Below are 19,984 nucleotides of genomic sequence, written 5' to 3'. Positions count from 1 at the left end.
CCGACCTCCCTCCGATAAAGTATAGACTTCAACTTCTTCAGTGGCAAGATATAAGGAGGAGTATCAATCCAGGTACACGCGCTTGCCGAGAGGAAAAGGGGCAACAGGTCCTACGCTTGGCCGGGATGACACGGTCCGCGGGCGAAGACCTAGTCGTAATGAAGAGCTTTGATCGGGTCCATCCTGGCAGCCCGGTTTGCCGGATAGATGCCGAATATTATCCCTATCGAGGCGGAAAATACAAAAGCGATCACAATCCATATGAAAGGTACCGAATATGGGAACTTGATCAGATTAGATACACCCCTGGCCGTTAACAACCCGAGAAAGATCCCGATCAAACCTCCGGTGCCGGTAAGAGTAGCGGCTTCTATGAGAAATTGCTGCATTATATCGTTTCTTCGCGCTCCCATCGCCATCCTTATCCCCACTTCCCTGGTCCTCTCCGTCACCGAGATCAGCATGATATTCATCACGCCGATCCCCCCTACCATAAGGCCGATCGATGATATGACGACAAGGATCAGTCCTATGCTTCCGGTCACGTTATTGAGCATCTCCTTGAAGGTCTCGGAAGTCGTCACGTGAAAATCACTTTTCTCCCCCACCGGCACTTTCCTTCTCGCTCTTAGAAGAGCGGTGACCTCCTCGTCCCCCTCCTCAAGGGTATACCCTTCCTTGATAGTAATACCGAGCTGGTAATCGTCAAACCTGCCGGAGAGGTCCTTACTGAAGGTAGTATATGGTATAACGGCGAAGTTGTCCCCGATGCTCCCCAGGATATGTTCCCTCGATCTCATCGAACCTACCACGGTATATTCATGGTTCCCTATCTTTATCTGTTTTCCCACCGGGTCGCGGTTCGGGAAAAGATCCTTTGCCGGCCCGTACCCGAGGACTACGACCCTTCTGCTTTTTTCAAGCTCGAATTCGGTAAAAAACCTTCCGTCAGCCACCTGGATACTGAACATGCTCCCGAAGTTCTCCGAGCTTCCCATCACCTGGATCAGATTGGTCCTCTCTCCCTCGAATCGCAGGACCCACATCCTTCCACTGGGGTCTATCTCAAGGTCGACCTTGTCGACGCTCTGGCAGTTTTCCTCGATCGCTTCGGCATCATCGGCTGTAAACTGCTTTCTGCGGTACATATCGCGCCGGTCCTGGGAATCTCCGAACGGATCGAACCTCGATACGAAAAGATATGGCCTGTTCGCCGAGACGATATCCTCCCGCACTCTCTCTCCCAGACCCGACATGACCGTCACCATCGCGAGCACCGTAGTGACTCCGATCGCTACTCCGACGATAAGCAGGCTTGACCGCATCTTGTGATTACGTATCACCCTTATCGCCTGATGAAAATTCTCAAGCCAGACCTGTTTGCGTTTCTGCTTTGAGGGGGCGAAAGATGATGTTTTTTCACTCATCGAATCCTCTTTCTCTGATCGAGCGCTATTCATGGTGGAGCGCGACGACCGGATCAAGCTTGGCAGCCTTGTTCGCCGGATAAGTCCCGAATACCAGGCCGATCAGGAATGTGACGACCAGTCCGGCGACGATCGACCATGGAGCTATAATGTAAGGAAGGGGAGAAACTATAGATATTATCGCAGCTATCGTGAACCCGATAAGTATCCCGAATATTCCACCGACAAGGGAAAGCGTTATCGATTCAACTATGAACTGCCAGACAATATTGGATTTTCTCGCCCCCAGGGCTTTCCTCAATCCGATCTCCCTGGTCCTTTCCGTCACCGAAACGAGCATGACGTTCATAAGGACTACTCCTCCGATGACAAGGGCGATAGATACAATAAAAATAAGGGCTTTGAAGATCGAAGATGATATCTTCTCCCAGAGAGAGATGAGATTCTGTGATGTTATAACGCTGAAGTCGTTCTCTTCCAACGGCCTTAGGCCATGCCTGATCCTCATCGCCATCGTCGCTTCATCCACTGCCTGGGTAAGCAGACCTATGTCGGCCGCCTTGACCTTGACACTTATCGAATTTCTCGCGCCATATTTTTTCAGGAAAGTCCTGATAGGTATGTAAACGAACCTGTTCCTTGATTCGCCGAACATCGTTCCACGGTCCTGAAGCACTCCGATCACCCTGAAATGCTTGTTTCCGATCTTGATCTTCCTGCCGATCGGATTAAGGCCCTTGAAAAGATGAATGTTTATATCCCAGCCAAGCACCGCCACCGCCGCGCTTGTCTCATCCTCCACGTGCGATATATGCCTGCCGAGATAGAGATCGACTTTCTCGATCACTGAATATTCGACCGATCGCCCTCTTATCTCGACATTATCCACCTCGTTCTCGCGAGCGAATACCGTTTCATTCGCGTCAGCCGCCGCGCCGACATATTGGGCCGATGGGATCCTTTCCTTGAGATAATCGATATCTTTCAGCCTGATGACCTTGTTTCTCGAAAGAGCTTCGAGAAAAGCGTCGAGGTCGGTTATCGCTTCAAAAAAATTCACTCTCTCGATCGAAAAGACATTACTCCCCTCGCCCGCCACCTCTTCCTTGACATAGTTATCGACTCCGCCGATTAGAGAGACCACCGCTATTACCGACATAGTACCGACAATATTTCCCAGCAGGGTAAGAAAGGTACGCAGTTTGTTTTCGCGCAGGGCGTTGATGGCGATCCTGATTCCCTGAAATATAAGCATAGTTATCGTCCCGGCAAATTTTAAAACCCGGAGGGGCTGATATCTTTTTAATTCTTCCTGCTTTTGGTGATTTTGACTCTCTGCCCGTCTTTCAGGTCTCTTATAGCCTTGAAGTTGCCGCTTACTACATCCTGATCGCCCTCGAGGCCCGAAATGACCTCAAAATATTTCTGGCTCGATATTCCCACCTTGACCGGCTTGAAAAGGGCTGATCCGCCATCCACTATGAAGACACCTTCTATCTCTTTCTCAGCTTCTTCCGTTTTCGTCGAATCGGTCTTTTCAAAACCCTTTATGTCTTTCGCTCTTCGCACGGTAAGGCTCTGGATCGGGATCGAGACGACTCCCGTCCTTTCGGCGACCGTGATCTCCGCGTCGGCAGAAAGACCCGGCCTGACTATCGGAATAGTATCTGTCACTGTTATGACGACCTTGAAATCGACACCCTGCTGCCCGGAGGACAGTATTGGGCTGTTGCCGATCTCCGTCACTTCTCCGGCGTATGATGTGTCAGGAAAGGCATCGAGAGTGATCTTCGCTTTATCACCGATATTTATATCGACGACTTCGGTCTCATCGACCTCGACTTCGGCCTCTATGGTGGACAGGTCGGCGATCGTCATCAGGATGGTGCCGGGATTATTCAGGGTCCCCATAATGGCGATCTCTCCTTCCTCGACATTCAGTCTTGTAACCACTCCATCCATACCCGCCGTGATCGTTACCTCTTTCAAATTGTGCGTGGCGCTCTGTAATACCGCTTTCTGCTGATCGATCCTGTGCCTGGCCGACTGAAGGGCCGAGGATGCCACGTCATAATCAGTCTGTGCTCTTTCGACTTCCTGGTCGGTCAGAAATCCCTGTTTGAAAAGCCTTGTGATCCTGTCGAGATCACTCTTCGATTTGTTGAACTGGACAAGCGCGCTCTTTTCCTCCGCAACGAGAGCCTCGAGGGAAGCCCTCAGCTGCGCTACGGTCGATTCGAGCTGTATAGGATCGATCTGGATGAGGAACTGTCCCTCCCTGACTATGTCGCCTTCCTTGACGGCTACTTCAGTCACCTTCCCGATAGTACTGGCGCTGATGTCGACCTGCCTTTTAGGACGGATGCTCCCCGAAGCCGATATGATCATAGAGAGATCCCTCTGCTCGCTCTTCTCCGTCTGAACAGGGAGCGATTTTCCTTTTTTAGCCTTGATATTGACTATTATGAAAAATGAGATGATTACGACAGCGCCCAGAATAATCCAGAATTTCTTTTTCATTGAACCCCCCTGACTGGCTCCTAAAAAATCAGAAATCAATTTTTCGCGATCATTTTATCTGATGATATCAAACCATCGAGCAATCTGACAACACGTTTGGAATGTTCGGCAATATATTCTTCATGAGTGACCATGATTATCGTATTCCCCGCGGAATGTATCGTTTTGAAAATACTCATGATCTCATTGCCGGTGCTGCTGTCGAGATTGCCGGTAGGTTCGTCGGCAAGAATAATCGATGGATTGTTGACCAGGGCTCTGGCGATGGCTACCCTCTGCCTCTGCCCGCCGGAAAGCTCGCTCGGTTTATGGGCAGCCCTCGCGGTAAGGCCGACTGCCTCGAGCGCTTTTTTCGCCCTCTCATTCCTTTCGTCAGCGGGTATTCCACCGTATATAAGGGGCAGTTCCACATTCTGAAGAGCGGTAGCCCGCGGAAGGAGGTTAAAAGTCTGAAAGACAAAGCCTATCTCCTTGTTCCTGATATAGGCAAGTTCATCATCACTCAGTCCACTTACTTCCTGGCCATTCAATGAATAAAATCCTGAAGTCGGCGTGTCGAGACACCCGAGTATATTCATCAGAGTCGATTTACCCGAACCTGACGGACCCATCACCGACAGGTATTCGTTCTTTGAGACCTGCAGGTCGACACCGGCCACAGCCCTTATCTTCTCCGCCCCGACTTCGTATACCTTCGTCAATTCTTTGACACTGATCAACATCCTGACTCTCCCATGTTCCTGCTATCTGCGGCAGATTCCTTATTTAATGCCTGTCCTTCGCCCCGTGGCACGGGCCAGATCGGCTACCGCGACGAGATAATCGCACCTTGCCTCTATGACATCGGCTTTCGCCTGCGTCAAGGCGACCTGGGCGTCGATAGTCTCAAGCATCGTTCCAGCGCCGACCCTGTATCTCTCTTCGGCCAGCCTTACATCCTCTGTCGCCTGTTCCACAGTCTCCGTCGCCACGTCTATTCTCTCACTTGCTTCGCGTATACCGAAAAGAAGAGATTTGATCTCCTTGACCGCCGACAACCTGCTTTTTTCAAGATTGTATTCGGCGATCCTGTAATCAGCTTTGGCTGAAGCGATATTAGTGCTGGTCATAAACCTGTCGAAAATATTCAGGCTTATGTAACCGGTAATATTCCATTGATATTCTTCCTTGAAGAAATTGAAATTTTCAGCCATCGCGCGATCGTTCCAGTAATATCCGAAGTTCGCCCCGATGACGGGAAACCATCCGCTTCTCGCCCTGGTGATACCCGATTTCGCCGCTTTTTTGAAACAATCGAGACTTTTAAGGTCCGATCTGTGTTCGATCGCGAAAGTGATCTCCTCTTCAGGATCGGGATCGACGATATCTATGATCAATGTCGTATCGACATCTATCAGCTGATCGGAGCGCGTGTTCAGAAGCGCCGCGAGTTCTTCCCTGGCCAGTTCGATCCGGTTGCGGGCGCTGATCATTGAAAGACGAGTATTTGAATAACGCACTTTCGCTTTCAGGACATCGGCCCTTGTTGCCGAACCGACCTCAAGAAGGGCTTCCGATCTTGACAGGTTCTTGCCCGCCTGTTCCATCGACTCTTCAGTTACAATATAAAGCATCTTGCTTCTGACCAGATTGTAATACGCCCTGATCACGTCCGCTGTCAAAAGATCCTTACTGTACTGAAACTGTTCCCTCGCCCCGTCCCTCGTGTGCCTCGCGTTATTGATTCGGCTGTAGTTTCCTCCTCCGTCGAAGAAGACCATGTCCGAAGTCATTCTGAACCCGTAGTTATTATAATCGAATCCGCTCGTCTGTACGGGGCGACCCTGGGAATCGAACTGGACCGATGAAGGTCCGTAATAGACATGCCCTGACGAAACGGCGGCGGAGAGATTCGGCAGCAGATTTCCGTAGCTGTATTTCACGGAACTTTCATACTTTTTCAGGTTCTCCCGGGCCAGATGGACATCCGGATTGTTTTTCAAAGCCAGGTCGATACATTCGTCGAGCGAAAAGACCTCCTGCGCCGACGCGGCCGAAGAAAAAACAGCACCTCCGGGCAACCCCGTAGAGGCGAAGGTCAGAAAGACTGCCAGTAATAATATCGCTACAGATCTCATACTCATACCTTTCTCCCGGTCAGAAATCCAGTTTGTTCAACGACAACTATTTAATTGTACGATTGAACAGGCTCCGAGGTTTCAAACAAGATTCATTCTATATCAAATGATAACGGTTAGTACATTAAAAAAGCCCGGAAGGACCGGGCTTTGAATTCGATGATTCTGATACCGGCATTATCTGCCGTGCAGTTTGAACCTGATCGGGACAGCCATCGAGGCTCTAACCGGAACTGTCCTCTGTTTGGCAGGTTTGAAGACAAACTGCTTCGCGGCCGTAATGGCAGCCCGTTCCATTGCCGGCGTGACGTCCGATTGAAGCACGCTCGCGCTCTCGACCTTTCCGTCGATCCCAACGACGACCCTGATAGTTACCGTGCCTTCGATACCCGCCGACTGTGCGAGGTTCGGATATTTCGGAGATACGTATTTGACAAGTTGAGGAGGTTCATCGAAGGCGTAGAACTCCTGCGCGTTTTCCGTCGGAGGCGGAGGTGGAGGCGGAAGATTGTCGATCCTGTCGAAACTCGTCGGAGCTATCTCGGTATCCTCATCCACTTCCTCCCCTTCTGCCGCTTCCATCGGGATTACCGGCTGATCGATCTCCTGGGGCGGAGGAGGCAATTCGAAATCGTCGGCAGTCTCTACGACGATAAACTCCTGCTCCTTCAACACGTATGGTTTGAACTCAAAGGGAGGAGAGAAATAGATCGTGACGAAATGTATCACCATGGCAGCATAGAGAGAATTCCTCAGATACCTGTTGTATCCTCCCTTAAACTCCTGATTTGCAATAGCTACTGTAGCCACCCTTTACCCCTTGTGTCGATAGGATCAATCATCGCCGACCGAGACGAATGTCACGTTTACGGCGTTGGCTTCTTTCAACTGCTCTATGATATCGGAGACAAGATTGTATTTCGTTCTGTGATCTATATTGAAAGCTACGATCAGAGCAGGGTTCTCTTCAAACCTTGATTTAATTACCGCGTCTATATAATCGACAGGTACGAGTTTGTCATTGATGCTGACCCTGTTATACCGGTCGGCCCATACATGAACGAGCCTTTCTCTTTCCAGTTCGCTGCCTGTCTCGGCTCTCGGCAGGGTAATCGGCAATCCTTCTTCCATCTTGAAAATCGTAGTCACCATAAAAAAGATCAGCAGAAGAAAGATGATGTCAGCCATCGATCCTGTGGGAATACTGCTTGCGACACCCTGAGTCTTGCTTATCTTCAAAACTATTCTCCTCTACGCGCCTGATTTCATAGTCCTCAACGATATGCGCTCGGCATTTGCCAGGCGCAGCTCATCGAGAATATCTATCATAAGACCATAATCGGCGTCAGGATGCGTCTCGATTACGATAACAGCTTTGCTGTTCTGAATCAGTTTGTTCTCGACGAAAAGTTTGAGATCTTCCAGCCTTACCGGCCCCGATCCCCTGACGACGATCGATCCGTTCGCGTACGCCTGAAGAACGACGACGTTGTCCTTCTTCAACTTCACGGATTTCGACTCCTGCCCCGGCAACGCCATCGGCAGCCCCTTTTCAACAGCGAACATCGTCGTCACCAGAAAGAAGATGAGCAGCAGGAAGTTGATATCCGACATCGATGAAGTACTGAATTCAGATGAGACTTTTGAGCTTTTCTTGATCATTTGTTCAGCTCCATACCGCTACTTGGAAATATTCAGTTCGATAAGCTCATTTACCAGTTCGGCCGATGCTTCCTCCATCTCGAGGACGAAACGGTCGATCTGGGACACGAAGAACGAGTGCCCTATGCTTGCCGGAATAGCGATTATAAGACCTGTAGCCGTCGTGATAAGAGCTTCCTCGATACCGGAGGCTACTACCTTGGCGCTTACCTGCTCCGCCGAAGCGATAGCGGCAAACGCGCTGATCATACCCGATACCGTACCAAGGAACCCGAGAAGCGGGGCTACCTGCGCCACTGTGGCGATCGCCACGAGGCCGCGCTCGAGAAACGAAGTCTCGATCGATCCGGCGGTCTCGATAGCTTCCTTTACCGCCTCCGGACCACGCCCCGACCTTAGAAGCCCCGAGTGAAGAACGGCCGCGATCGGACCTCTTGTGCGTTCACATACGCGCATCGCTCCGTCGATTCCCTCAGATTTGATAGCTCCGAGGACTTCCCCCATGAGCTTTCTCACGTTGACGCGCGCACGGGCGAGAGTAACAAGTCTTTCTATGATAAAGACGACTCCGACGATCGACGCTAAAAGGAGAGCATGCATGAAGTTTCCACCATCTACATACTTCTCGCCGATCCCGCTGTGCTTAAGGTTGTAGAGCACTACACCGAGTCTCTTTCTCTCGGCCATATCAGCGACATCATTAGCGACAACCATCGAATCATTCCTGGCTGTTCCAATTGAATCCTGAGCCGACTGCAATGTCATTTCAGGGGCTGACGCTTCTTCTATAGCTTCCTGAGCCAGAAGAACTACGGGTGAGGCAGCGACTAGACAAAGAATGAAACCAACAATAACAGCCCTTACCGTGTACCTTCTCTCTACCATACGACGCGCTCCTTCTACGGAAAACGGATTAGAATGATAACAACATCCGTTGGAATACGGACCTCAATTGATTACAAACAAGTAAATCCAATCTCTCTTAACGGCTGTAAAATACTTGATACTATTATCATTGTCAACCAAAAATTCCCTGCCTCTTCAAACCGCCCGAATCTATTCCATGATCGAACTTGAACCACGCGATTCATCCTTGAAATCATCGGAAGTCCCGACCAGGACATAGGCGCCGACGCCATCCTTGTCGATAAAGAGAAACCTCAATCCGGAGTTTATCGACATCAGGTCGTCCCTCTCGAAAAGCGGACGCCCCTTCAGGGAATAGAGCCAGAGCTGGTAAGCACCGGTATCCATGCCACCGCCCCGGTACAACTTCGCGCGATCTGTCGTCATGTCATATATGTTCACTGCTTCCGTCCCGAAGCCTTTGTACGTATTATGGATCACTACCTTGTACTGGTCATCGAGCTTGTCGATGACTTCATCGAGATCGGTCCTGTTGAACGGAACGCTTTCCTCCAGTATATCTTCGGGTGGACCGAACCTTACGTATATCTGCCCCCTGTCCGTCAGCGATCCTTTCCGATGATCGCTGAAGTGGGAATCGGCGTACCTTACCCTGTCGGTGAATATCTCGTAATTCTCGTTGACCGCCGTATGGGGAGTAGGATCGAGCTTCTTCCAGAATTCGTTAAGGATCGATTCCTGCTGTCCAATACCGACGCTTTTGAATTCATCAAATTCGAAATCGTTGAATATGATCCTTGCTTCACCGAGGACATCCCTTCGCGGCCTCTGCCAGTTTAGAAGTTCCCACGCGATATTGAAATCCTTCCCTGTCATCGCAAAGAGGCTCGGCCGGGACGATGCCGATATATTCACCCTGTACCCGCCAGCCTCCCATTTATTGACATCGAAACGTCCAAGGATCGCCGCTCTCCCGCCTCTGACCCGAGCGTTAAAACCAAGGGAGTCGACTACCATTCCCCTGTCGTTGAGAATCGTCATATATATCTCGATTTCAGGCCTGTCGACGCCGTCCGGCAACCTGGCCTGCGTAAAGACGGTAAGGGTATCGTTCTTCAGGCCGTAGACACTCATCGGATTGGGAATGAATCTGCCATCACTGTCGCGGCCCCAGAGAAGGAATGGATCACTCATGACGATCCTGGTATGATCAAACGATCTTATATCGAGCAATTCGTTCTCTATAAGCGAATAAAAGTGTTTGTTCCGCAAAGCACCGAGCAGGGTCTTCTTTCTCCTGCTCCGGTCCTCCAACCGAACGGTCAGGTGATATATACCCGGATCAACGCTGCATGAATCGGAAATATAAAGAAATCCCGCCAGGTCGGCAGATGAAGGCTCCACAACCCTGGAATCGCGGATCATCAGTTGTTTTTCATAGATCTTTTCGCCGTCGCGACCGATCGCCAGATAAACAGAGACGACAGCCTCAAAGCCGTCGTCTTTCTTCTCATATTTTATTTCTTTCGTAGGAACTGCTATCTGAAATATCTCAAGTACCTTCTCGCCCTTGAGAGGAAGCGAACCGGCATCGAGATAGAACTCGAAATCACCTTCGCCTCTCAGTGATCCTCCATTGGAAAGACCGGAGTTCAACCCCAGGATCAACAGTAGGACCACAGCAAGAGCAATATTTCTTCTCATATCGACAGGAGGTCTTCATACCCCCCGTATCCACCCCCCTAGTAACTGAAGTTCAGTGTCACACGGTGGGTCGATCCAAGGTAATCAAGATCCTCCCAGGCATAATCGAATCCAAGATCGGAGGTCTGACTTGTATCGACTCTGAATCCGACACCCCAGCCCAGTTTCGAAGTATCATAATTGATATTATATCCCGATCTCAGATAGAAGAACTGGTTGAAGACATACTCCATACCGACATTCATCCGTTCCTTGTTATCGGAAGGATGGGAAAACTCACCGGCCGCGAGGACAGCATGCATACCCCTTCTGTAGGCATCCATGCTCAAACCGACTTTGAACAGTGTCGGCATCTTCGACGAGCGGTCGTCGAAATCGACTTCACCGCCAAGAGACTGGATCATCATACCAAGTCTCATCCCCTGTATCCCTATCCTGTAGATAAGCCCGAAATCGAACGCCATCGTCTCCACGCTCTTGTCGGCAAGTCCCATATGAATGAAATGCCCGGTAAAACCGGCAGAGAACTTGTCGGTAAAATAGGTCGCGTACGAGAGTCCGAATGACATATCACCGGCATCGAAGAAACGTTTTGTCCCTTCCGGCATATATATCGTTCTCTCGACCTGGGGATCCATGACCAGCGCCCTCGCGCTTATCCCGAACGTTCCGGGAAGGTAGGGAGTGGTAAAGACCGCCCCCACGAAATAGACATCGATATCAGCCGGCCAAAGAGTAGAGTTCAAGGTTACCTGAGTACGGTTGATCTCAACCATTCCCGCCGGGTTCCAGTAGATCGCTGTCGCGTCGTCGGCTATAGCCGTGAAGGCGTTTCCCATACCGGCAGCTCTCGCCGAAGGACCGATCTTGAGAAATGGAGCTGCGTATGTCCCTACCTTTTCGAACGGTTTAGTCGACCCCAAAAGCATTACAGGCACGACCATCAAGACCATAAACCCGATCAAAACCTTACTCTTCATCACCAGACCTCCTGGGAGTAAACGCGATAAAATTACCTGATTATTACAAATTTTCCTATTGTCCTGTCAATACTGCTGTTTCTGCTTTCAACGGCGAACAGGTATACGCCGCTCGTCACGTTCTGCCCGTTCCTGGAAACAAGATCCCAGACGAGAGTACCACCACTGTCACCGCTGTTATGATAAAGTTCCTCCACCAGGTCTCCTGAAAGGGTGAATATCCTTACCGTACACTCTCCCTCGGGGAGATTTCTGAATTCGACCTTTATGCCGGTAGGATCATCCATGTTAGGTTCGAGCTGCCATGGAGCCATCGTCTCGGCAGTCGCCGGGTTGGGAACAACATAGACTTTCTCGCTTTTATACTCATCCTCTTCCTGCTCATTCGACACAGGCCTCGTATAAAGGAAGTTCGACGAAGGATCTCCATACTTGTTCGGCCTGATCGGCACTCCTCCGCTTATCAGGTGATCGAAGGCCGTCACGCTGTAGAAATAGTGCATTCCGTTATGCACGCTGGTATCAATAAATTTATAATACTGCAGTCCGCCTTCGAAACCGAGGTTGTACCGGGCCAGCGCCTCCAGGGTGTCGCACTGGAGATCGGTCAGACCCGGAGGACATGGGACCGTATCGAGGGGAAAATACCAGACGCTTTCCTCGAACAGGCCCATGATCGCGTCTTTATCGGCGCTGGAAAGTTCGGAAAGAGGCTCATACTGCCATCCTCCCTCTTCCACCGGCGTCTTGAAACCGAGATCGGGGCTGACTCCGTTGATCAGGTCTCTTTCAACGAGAAGCTGCCAGAGCTCTCTCGAAGGGCCACTGAGGATCGATGTTCCAAGTGGCCTTTCCCATCCGTCGGCTCTCCATATCCTGTAACCCTCAAAATCGAGAGCGAGAGTACTGACGTCCGGGGTGACCTCGCTGAAGTTATCCCAGAGGAGGACGACCTTGTTGTTGCCGGGGATGCTCCTCATCGTCGGAGGTGGCGGCGCGGACCCGACAAGCCAGTTGATCTGTCTTTCCTTGCCCCCCACGCCTGTCTGATAATCGGCAAATGTCGCGTCTCCCTTGGAACATCTCGTGTCTTCCCAGAGCTCGAGTTCCTCACGGCAGTCATTATTTATCCAGATGATCTCGCCCCTGACGGCGGAAAGGATCTCCATGTCGACCGCGCAGGAATCGGCGACTACACCGCTCGCCGGTCCGTATACGGGAGTCTCACGGCCGTCGATACCAGTCTGCGGGTTACCGTCGATATCGAACCAGTTACCCTGGAAAGCCATCGCCGCGCTCGCCGCCGCCTTGAGCATGCCTTCAAGCCCGAGGCCGCAGACGAATGCTACCTGAAGGACCATCGAGCTGTCGGGAAGAAGTTCCCTGAACGGCCCCGTCGCCATCATCATACGGTAATCCCTCGGCACTTCCGCGTTCTTGTCTTCCAGGCCCTTGCTCATCAATTCATAGCGCTGGAAATCGTTGGTGGGGTCTCCACCGTTCTCATAAGGCTGATCGCCTGAAAAGTTCTGATATGAAGTCAGACCGACCTTCTGGGGAGCATCTTCCCCAAGGGGATCGGTGTCATGGCCGAGGAAAATGATCCCGAAATAACCGAGACATTCCCCCTCATCGCCATCCTTGTCATAGAAATACGCGACACTCAATCTTATCGGGACTTCGTTGTCGCCTCTCCTGGCGCACCTGATCCCCTTCCAGAGTCCGGTACAGTCATCTGTCCAGTACTGCTCGCGGTCTCTCTTGCCGGCATCGCCATCGGCAAAGAACCCTACATATATATCTTCGATAATATCAGTACCGTAATTCTTGACATTGTATTCGACACCGACAAAATCGTAAAACTGCTCTTCTTCCCACTGGTAGCTCTCCTGCTCGACAAAAAGGTGCAGGGGAGTATGCTCGGGGTTCGAGATAACCGACTGCGGGTGGTCGTCGGTGAACCAGCAGGTAAACATCTGTTTCCCGATAGCGCCGAAATCCTCGTCGATCTTTCCGTCCCCGTCGTCATCGACGCCATTGAGCCAGTCCTCATCGGCTCTTCCGTCCTTGTCGTCATCGGGCGGGCTCGGCAGCCTCGATCCGCCGGGGACCCCCTCGAACGCCCTGTATATCTTCGCGTCGGGATTTTCCGTCCCGGGAGGACGGAACTCGATATCGTATGCCGCGGTGGATACTACGGGAATACCTCCCTTTTTCGCCCCTATCCAGAGACCGGCGATATAGAGATATTCCGTACTGGAGTTTGCCGGCCACTGGGCCGAAGGATATTCGGCGGTCGGCCAGTTCGAGGCGGGATAAGATCCGAAACATCCCCAGTTACAGACATGCATCTGCAGGTTCCCCACATTGTGGATGCCCGATCCATCGAAGACCCATATCTGATCCATATTCTTGAGTTTATCTGACCATTCTCCGAGATCATCCCTTGCCCGGGCCGGAGAACAGAACAGGGAAACAGCAAGTGGGATGATCAGCAACAACAGACTGCCTTTTTTTATCATATCAAGAACCTCCACTCCGTTCGTCCCTTGTGCCTAGAATTCAAATCCAAACCCGATCCTCCACTGCCTGTGGCCTGACCAGATCGTCGGATCATTTACAGGTGTAAAATCGTCAAGTCCATCCTCGTCCAGGTCCTGAAGATACGCGCCTCCGAACTGCCCCGTCTCGGTAAGATACGATCCGTTGTCCATCCGCGCGTTTCTCATGTTGGGGAATACCCCTGGAGCAGTACCACCGGGAAGAAGAACGTCTTCATCAAGAAGGTTCCTTCCCTCGAAGAACAGTGTAAGTTCCTGTCCGTATATATTGAATTTCTTTCTGCCCTGAAGATTGATTATATGCGTCTGCTCAAGACGAAGCGAGTTCTCATCGAGCGGATCCTGACGGCGCGCGAAACGGTCCCATGGAGTCCATGGAAGCCCGCTGCCGTAACTGTATACGATAGTCGCTCCCCAGTCGTTTTGATCCTGCAGCCTGAGAGTCACGTTGAGCGTATGGCGCTGATCCCAGTCAAGAGGCATCTCCTGAGTCGGAAGATGGGTCAACCCTTCCGCCGAAATGCCGAAGTTGGCGTTGGACGCCACACCGTCGGCGTATGAAAGAGTATACGAGATCTCTCCTCCTATATAGTGGCTCAGCCGCTTGCTCAGGGAGAGCTCGAAACCACGGGAACTGGCGTACGTCCTGTTGATATAGCGGAACCCTGTCACGCCAAGATCCTCGTCGGTAACACGCGTCGATGAGATCAGTCCGTAAATATCCTTGTTGAACACGACAAAGTTGCCGGCGACATTCTCCGTGAACTGATGGGAGATACCCGCCTGGTAAGAGACTGTCAGCTCCTCGTCGAGATCGGGGTTGCCAAGTATCCCTGCCCCACCGATAAGTTCCTGGGACTGGAAGAGGAAGGTCCTCGCCGGCCACTGGGTGAATCGTCCGTAATGGAAATGGAACTTGTCCTTGTCGGTGATCGGGAAAGCGAACCCGAGTCGGGGACTGATCTGGAACTTGTGCTGTTCGACGTTGGGATTGATCTCGGTACTCTGGATCTCTATAGTATTATTGTTACCGGGAGAGAAATAATCGACCCTGACCCCGCCGTTTACGACCATCCCTTCATATTCCCACTTGTCCTGGACATAGAATGAAGCTTCAGGATTGTAGTTGTGGAAGATATTATCACTGGTGCCCTGTTTGAACGTGATTCCGTCTTCCAGCCTCCTGAGGTTTCCCGGAGAGTTGATAGTCTCATTGTCCAGATCGTTGTACACGAACTGGACACCTGTCTTGAACCTGTGGTTCTTCCACTGCTGCGAGGTGATATCGCTCTTCATAATATAAGTCGTGCTGACCCTGTCTCCATAAAAAGGCATATCGTAGCAGGTGAGGAAGTAAGGATATTCGGGGTCGGTATAGTAGACCTGGTTGCTCACGCCGGTAAACTGGTATCCTCCGCTGGGAAGGATGACAGGCTGGCCTGCGGTGTTGTATTCATCCGGGTCCTTTCCGTCAACAGAGGTAAAGGAACTGAACTGGATCCGGCTGAAATTTATCGAATAGAGGACATCTTCGGTAATATTGTGATTAAGGGCAATTTTCATCTGCAGGTTGTCCGATTCATTCGTCGTGATATTGTTCGCCGAGTTGAATGGAACATACATCGTATCGTCCCTGAAGTGGCTGAATTTGCTGTCGGGATTCTGGAAGCCCTCGAAGAGGAGCTTCGATTCATACCTCTCTACATCGCCAGATTCATTCTTGATAGCTTCATCCCAGATGATCTCTACTTCCTGACCGTAGATATTGGTCGCGAGCCTCGCGTAGAACTCGTCGTAACGAATCACGAATGCTCCCGCTTCAGGCCTGTTCGGATCCCTGACCTTCGAGAAGATGACGATCGGATAGATCACCTTGCGTCTTCCGGCGAGCGTGCCGGGGTAGTAAGAGACCCTTGGGAGTTCGTTGTTGATCCAGTCGCCGTGATAGAAACTTACGTACTGTCCGAAAGCTCTCGCGTCTGGAGCGAGCGATTCGCGGCTTGCCCTGAGAGTCATGAAGCGATAGATCTTCTGTACATATCCCTGGAGATTCCAGTTGTGCGAATACCCCCTGTTTATCGTATGTCCATAGATCGCCTCTCCTATCAGTTTCATTCCCGGTTTGAGCGTGTAGGCGAGTTTTCCCTGAAGGTTATAGCTGTGGTTCGCGCGATCGGAGAATTTGAAGAAGTCGTTGAGGAAGGAATGTTCCTGCCTGTCGTTAATCATCCAGTTTTCACCGTCTGTGAACGATACTTCTCCCGAAAGATAGAAGGTCAGCCCGTTGAGCGGCGTCGGTCCGCCGAATCCGGCGCTCAACCTGTCATAGTTCGTGTATGTCTTGTCCTTGCGTCCAAAATCATCAGTCATATACCTTATCTGGCCCTCGAAAGTCTTGCCGCCTTCGCGGGTCCTGAGCTGTACTACCGCCGACTGGGCGTTTCCATATTCGGCATCCATACCGCCGGTGATCACTTCGCTGTCAGCAGTTCCGAGCAGACCTACCGAGATCTGGCCTCCGCTGAGGGGATCATCCACCGGCACTCCGTCTATCTGGAACTGGACCTCGCCTGAACGTCCGCCTCTTACGTGAAGGTCGTCTCCGGTCTTGATAATACCGCCCTTAAGAGCGAGAGCTTCCACGACATCGTCGACCGGCAGGTCTTCAAGTTCGTCACTCGTCACGGTATGCTTTACGTCGCTGTCTTTGACTTCGACCATTTTCATCTCGGCTTCGACGACGATCTCCTGCGTCTGCCCTACGATCTCTTCGGTAAGCTGGAATTCGACCATCGATGTCTGGCCCGCATCGACCCTTACATTCGGTTTCTCCATTACCTTATACCCCATCATCATCACCTTGACCGTATAAGTGCCGACAGGGACGCCGGTGATCAGAAAAGAACCATCGGTCATCGTCATTCCGCCCATGACCGTGCCTACGAGGATGACATTGGCATAAGGCAGGGGCACACCGGTCTTGGCGACAGTGACTTTGCCCTGGACTCTTCCCGATTGGGCATAGAGATCGGAAACACCCGTCATCAGGATAAGGACCGGCACCAGAACCAACAAAAGCAAAACTTTTCCCGAAAGGCTTTTCATCTCACCACTCCTTGCCAGATCCATGTAAGTCAAATACAGCAATCTGCTTTTCGGTCGATACCGACAACGCATCAGTAGATAAATTCAAATTTTCGTATCTTATAGACTCTCCGTTACTCCTCGCCGTAAATATAATTACCATCTCTTTTCGTGTCAAACAATTTGCCCGCCAGGCGGCAAAAAATGACAAAGACGCGATTCTCTCTGAATTTAAACCTGGGTAAAAAACCTGGTGGGGTCTCCAGTCGAGCCTTTGAAGCGGGCTCAATAAAAATATATATATCCCCGAGGGGTTTGTCAAGCAGGAGAGAGGGAAAATACCTGAATCCGATGAAGTTGCCGGATCAGACCCCCGCCTCTCTCGCCTGGACCATATCCTTGATCTTCATCAACCTGGTCTGCGTTCCTCTTTCAGCCTCGCTGAGCTTGCTCTCGATATTTTTAATCGCTTCCGAGAGATCGGGGATCAGGACATATTCGAGCGCGTTTACGCGTCGTCTTGTCTTTTCAAGTTCCTCGGCCATCTTGAAGAGAGCGTTTTCCATCCCGGCCAGCTTCATAAGGGCGGGGAAATGTTCAAAAAGTTTTTCAAAGGCCGCGTCAAGCTCGACCGAAGTGGAATCGAGCCTGTAGGCCGGTTCTCTTTCGGGAATCACGAATTCGAATTCCGGTATCTCTATGCTCATCTCGTAGCGGCTTTTGATCTTCAACTCGCCTGAAGTGGTAGTGAGGGAGAGGGCGTCCTCGAGAGCCTGCGGACCGGTGCCGGCTCTTCCTGAAAGATAATCCATCCCGATATCAATGAAGGTCCTTTCGACATCCTTCCTCATCGCTGTCGTCTCGCGCACGAGGGAGAAGAAATTCTGCATCAGTTTCTCCTGCTTGTTCTTCAGGAGCTTGTGCCCTCTCTGCGCCAGTTCAAGCCGCCTTTTCAGGCGCAGCAACATCATCCTGTTCGGATTTACCTTCCGCTTCAATTCTCATCCTCCGCGCCGGCGCCTTGAAGCGCCGCGCCCTCTTCGCCTTTTTCATCCTCAGCATCATCGTTCTTTTTCACCGGCAGATACCTGTCGATATATTCATCGCTGATCCGTTTGATCTCCGATCGGGGTATCTTTGCCAGCAGATCCCATCCTATCGAAAGCGTCTCGGTGATAGTCCTGTTCTCGTCGAGAGCCTGGCGGACAAATCTATCCTCGAACTCTTGACCGAAAGCCATATACGCCCTGTCGGTATCTGTCAGCGCCGCCTCGCCCAGAACGACGGCAAGTTCCTCGACTTCCTTGCTCTTGGCGTAGGAAGAGAAGAGCTGGTTGGCCAGGTTGGAGTGATCCTCCCTCGTCCTTCCCTTGCCGATACCCTTGTCGCGAAGTCGCGACAGGCTTGGCAATACATTGACCGGTGGATAGATACCTTTCCTGTGAAGCGACCTGTCCAGGATTATCTGTCCTTCCGTGATATACCCGGTGAGATCGGGGATCGGATGGGTCTTGTCGTCGTCCGGCATCGACAGTACGGGGATCTGAGTTATCGAACCTTCCCTTACCTCTCCTTCCTTGTCTCCCTTCAGCAGGCCTGCGCGTTCATAGATGGTCGAAAGATCTGTGTATAGATATCCCGGATATCCGCGGCGTCCAGGGATCTCCTTTCTAGCGACGGATACTTCCCGCAGCGCCTCGCAATAATTCGTCAAGTCTGTCAGGATCACCAGCACATGCATGCCCCGTTCAAAGGCGAGATATTCCGCGGCGGTAAGAGCCGCTCTCGGCGTGGCGATCCGTTCGATCGTCGGGTCGTTCGCCAGGTTAATGAAGAGAACGACCCTCTCCATCGCTCCGGTCTCCTGGAAATCGCGAATGAAATAATTAGCTTCCTCGAAGGTGATGCCCATCGCGGCGAAGACTATGGCAAACGGCGATTCGGAACCTGGAACCGATGCCTGCCTGGCGATCTGGGCGGCCAGTTCTGAATGCGGAAGACCGAATCCCGAGAATATCGGGAGTTTTTGCCCTCTTACCAGGGTGTTCAGGCCGTCGATCGAGGATATCCCCGTCTGAATGAATTCCTGCGGATAGATCCGGGCATACGGATTGATCGGGTTTCCGTTGATATCGAGCATCATCTCGGGGATTATCTTCGGACCATCGTCTATCGGGCGTCCGAGCCCGTTGAAGATCCTTCCAAGAATATCGGGAGATACGGCCAGTTCCAGGCTCTTACCGAGAAAACGGACTTTTGTCTTCGCTATATCCACGCCCCTGGTCCCTTCAAAGATCTGTACGAGGACCCTGTCGCGGTTCACCTCGAGGACCTTGCCCCTCCTCTGTTCCCCGGACGGCAGTTCGACTTCCACAAGTTCTTCATAAGAGGCATGTTCGACATCAGTCAAAAGCACGAGCGGCCCGGCTATCTCTCCTATTGTAGTATATTCGGTTACCATTCAGATCCCTTCTTTCATCTTCCTGTAAACATTCCAGGGGCAGCGCGCCCTGTCACGCTTCGATATGCCTGCTTTCAGCCGAAGATTCGGCAATCTGTTTTTCTATCTCTTCCTGTATCGCGTCAAATCCCCCGATATCGTCCTCCGGGATACTCCTCATTCTTGCTATGCTCTCCCTGACGTTGAGTTCAAGAAGCCTTCTCAGGGGGACCTTCTTCTCGATCGCTCTCTCGCAAGCCCCGTGAAGCCTTATTATCGTATCGAGCATCCTGAACTGCTTGCCCATCCTCGTATACGCGTCGACCGCGTCGAACGCTGACTGGTGCAGGAAATCCTCCCTTATATGCTTCGCCGTCTCGAGGACGACCCTGTCATTGTCCGAGAGCGAATCGAGTCCTACCAGGCGCACAAGTTCCTTGAGTTCTTCCTCTTTCTGGAGGATCCCCATCGCGGCGACCCTCGTCTCGGCCCACTGGTGCGAGACCTCGTTCCTCATGTAATCGGCAAGATTGTCATGATATAATGAATAGCTGGTCAACCAGCCGATGGCAGGGAAATGCCTTTCGAAAGCAAGCTGGTCCTCGAGCGCCCAGAAGACCTT

Annotated in this window: 16 protein-coding genes; all 16 read right to left on the bottom strand. The window is 51.5% G+C overall.

Annotation, left to right across the window (positions count from 1 at the left end; all coding sequences use genetic code 11):
* Positions 1–149 precede the first annotated feature (149 nt).
* On the bottom strand, positions 150–1,427 hold the full coding sequence (locus tag JW814_05360) for an ABC transporter permease (protein MBN2070867.1): 1,278 nt from the start codon (positions 1,425–1,427) through the stop codon (positions 150–152).
* Between the two features lie 25 nt (positions 1,428–1,452).
* Positions 1,453–2,682, bottom strand: coding sequence for an ABC transporter permease (locus JW814_05355; protein MBN2070866.1), 1,230 nt, complete (start codon positions 2,680–2,682; stop codon positions 1,453–1,455).
* Positions 2,683–2,729: 47 nt separating this feature from the next.
* Positions 2,730–3,947, bottom strand: coding sequence for an efflux RND transporter periplasmic adaptor subunit (locus tag JW814_05350; GenBank protein ID MBN2070865.1), 1,218 nt, complete (start codon positions 3,945–3,947; stop codon positions 2,730–2,732).
* Positions 3,948–3,982: 35 nt separating this feature from the next.
* A complete protein-coding gene (locus JW814_05345; GenBank protein ID MBN2070864.1) occupies positions 3,983–4,666 on the bottom strand; it encodes an ABC transporter ATP-binding protein in 684 nt (227 codons plus the stop codon).
* 42 nt (positions 4,667–4,708) lie between these two features.
* Positions 4,709–6,070 carry a TolC family protein gene (locus JW814_05340; protein ID MBN2070863.1) on the bottom strand — a complete coding sequence of 454 codons (1,362 nt, stop codon included), beginning with the start codon at positions 6,068–6,070 and terminating at the stop codon, positions 4,709–4,711.
* 171 nt (positions 6,071–6,241) lie between these two features.
* The gene (locus JW814_05335; protein ID MBN2070862.1) at positions 6,242–6,874 is read right to left on the bottom strand and encodes an energy transducer TonB; all 633 of its coding nucleotides are present in this window, start codon (positions 6,872–6,874) and stop codon (positions 6,242–6,244) included.
* Positions 6,875–6,898: 24 nt separating this feature from the next.
* Positions 6,899–7,303: a biopolymer transporter ExbD gene (locus JW814_05330; GenBank protein MBN2070861.1), complete on the bottom strand. Its 405-nt coding sequence runs from the start codon at positions 7,301–7,303 to the stop codon at positions 6,899–6,901.
* A gap of 12 nt (positions 7,304–7,315) precedes the next feature.
* Entirely contained in the window at positions 7,316–7,726 is a 411-nt protein-coding gene (locus JW814_05325; GenBank protein ID MBN2070860.1) for a biopolymer transporter ExbD, read from the bottom strand.
* Positions 7,727–7,744: 18 nt separating this feature from the next.
* A complete protein-coding gene (locus JW814_05320; GenBank protein MBN2070859.1) occupies positions 7,745–8,611 on the bottom strand; it encodes a MotA/TolQ/ExbB proton channel family protein in 867 nt (288 codons plus the stop codon).
* Between the two features lie 171 nt (positions 8,612–8,782).
* Entirely contained in the window at positions 8,783–10,297 is a 1,515-nt protein-coding gene (locus JW814_05315; GenBank protein ID MBN2070858.1) for a GWxTD domain-containing protein, read from the bottom strand.
* Positions 10,298–10,335: 38 nt separating this feature from the next.
* Positions 10,336–11,277, bottom strand: a complete 942-nt coding sequence (locus JW814_05310; protein ID MBN2070857.1) for a PorV/PorQ family protein — start codon at positions 11,275–11,277, stop codon at positions 10,336–10,338.
* 32 nt (positions 11,278–11,309) lie between these two features.
* On the bottom strand, positions 11,310–13,799 hold the full coding sequence (locus JW814_05305) for a hypothetical protein (protein ID MBN2070856.1): 2,490 nt from the start codon (positions 13,797–13,799) through the stop codon (positions 11,310–11,312).
* 33 nt (positions 13,800–13,832) lie between these two features.
* A complete protein-coding gene (locus tag JW814_05300; protein MBN2070855.1) occupies positions 13,833–16,943 on the bottom strand; it encodes a carboxypeptidase regulatory-like domain-containing protein in 3,111 nt (1,036 codons plus the stop codon).
* Between the two features lie 344 nt (positions 16,944–17,287).
* A complete protein-coding gene (locus JW814_05295; GenBank protein ID MBN2070854.1) occupies positions 17,288–17,920 on the bottom strand; it encodes a V-type ATP synthase subunit D in 633 nt (210 codons plus the stop codon).
* A complete protein-coding gene (locus JW814_05290; GenBank protein ID MBN2070853.1) occupies positions 17,917–19,383 on the bottom strand; it encodes a V-type ATP synthase subunit B in 1,467 nt (488 codons plus the stop codon). The genes JW814_05295 and JW814_05290 overlap by 4 nt, the downstream gene beginning before the upstream one ends.
* A 52-nt stretch (positions 19,384–19,435) precedes the next feature.
* Positions 19,436–19,984 (bottom strand): V-type ATP synthase subunit A (locus tag JW814_05285; protein ID MBN2070852.1); only part of this gene is annotated, 549 nt, incomplete at its 5' end.

The organism is Candidatus Krumholzibacteriota bacterium, assembly GCA_016932415.1.
Taxonomy (GTDB): Bacteria; Krumholzibacteriota; Krumholzibacteriia; order Krumholzibacteriales; family Krumholzibacteriaceae; genus Krumholzibacterium.
The sequence above is the reverse complement of the archived record's forward strand: the minus strand, read 5'-3'. Positions and strand labels throughout refer to the sequence as shown.

Excerpts from the sequence above, each read along its gene's own strand:
- JW814_05305 (MBN2070856.1), bottom strand. The coding sequence starts at position 13,799 with ATGATAAAAAAAGGCAGTCTGTTGTTGCTGATCATCCCACTTGCTGTT.
- JW814_05360 (MBN2070867.1), bottom strand. The coding sequence starts at position 1,427 with ATGAGTGAAAAAACATCATCTTTCGCCCCCTCAAAGCAGAAACGCAAA.
- JW814_05300 (MBN2070855.1), bottom strand. The coding sequence starts at position 16,943 with ATGAAAAGCCTTTCGGGAAAAGTTTTGCTTTTGTTGGTTCTGGTGCCG.
- JW814_05325 (MBN2070860.1), bottom strand. The coding sequence starts at position 7,726 with ATGATCAAGAAAAGCTCAAAAGTCTCATCTGAATTCAGTACTTCATCG.
- JW814_05355 (MBN2070866.1), bottom strand. The coding sequence starts at position 2,682 with ATGCTTATATTTCAGGGAATCAGGATCGCCATCAACGCCCTGCGCGAA.
- JW814_05290 (MBN2070853.1), bottom strand. The coding sequence starts at position 19,383 with ATGGTAACCGAATATACTACAATAGGAGAGATAGCCGGGCCGCTCGTG.
- JW814_05310 (MBN2070857.1), bottom strand. The coding sequence starts at position 11,277 with ATGAAGAGTAAGGTTTTGATCGGGTTTATGGTCTTGATGGTCGTGCCT.
- JW814_05350 (MBN2070865.1), bottom strand. The coding sequence starts at position 3,947 with ATGAAAAAGAAATTCTGGATTATTCTGGGCGCTGTCGTAATCATCTCA.
- JW814_05340 (MBN2070863.1), bottom strand. The coding sequence starts at position 6,070 with ATGAGTATGAGATCTGTAGCGATATTATTACTGGCAGTCTTTCTGACC.
- JW814_05320 (MBN2070859.1), bottom strand. The coding sequence starts at position 8,611 with ATGGTAGAGAGAAGGTACACGGTAAGGGCTGTTATTGTTGGTTTCATT.
- JW814_05315 (MBN2070858.1), bottom strand. The coding sequence starts at position 10,297 with ATGAGAAGAAATATTGCTCTTGCTGTGGTCCTACTGTTGATCCTGGGG.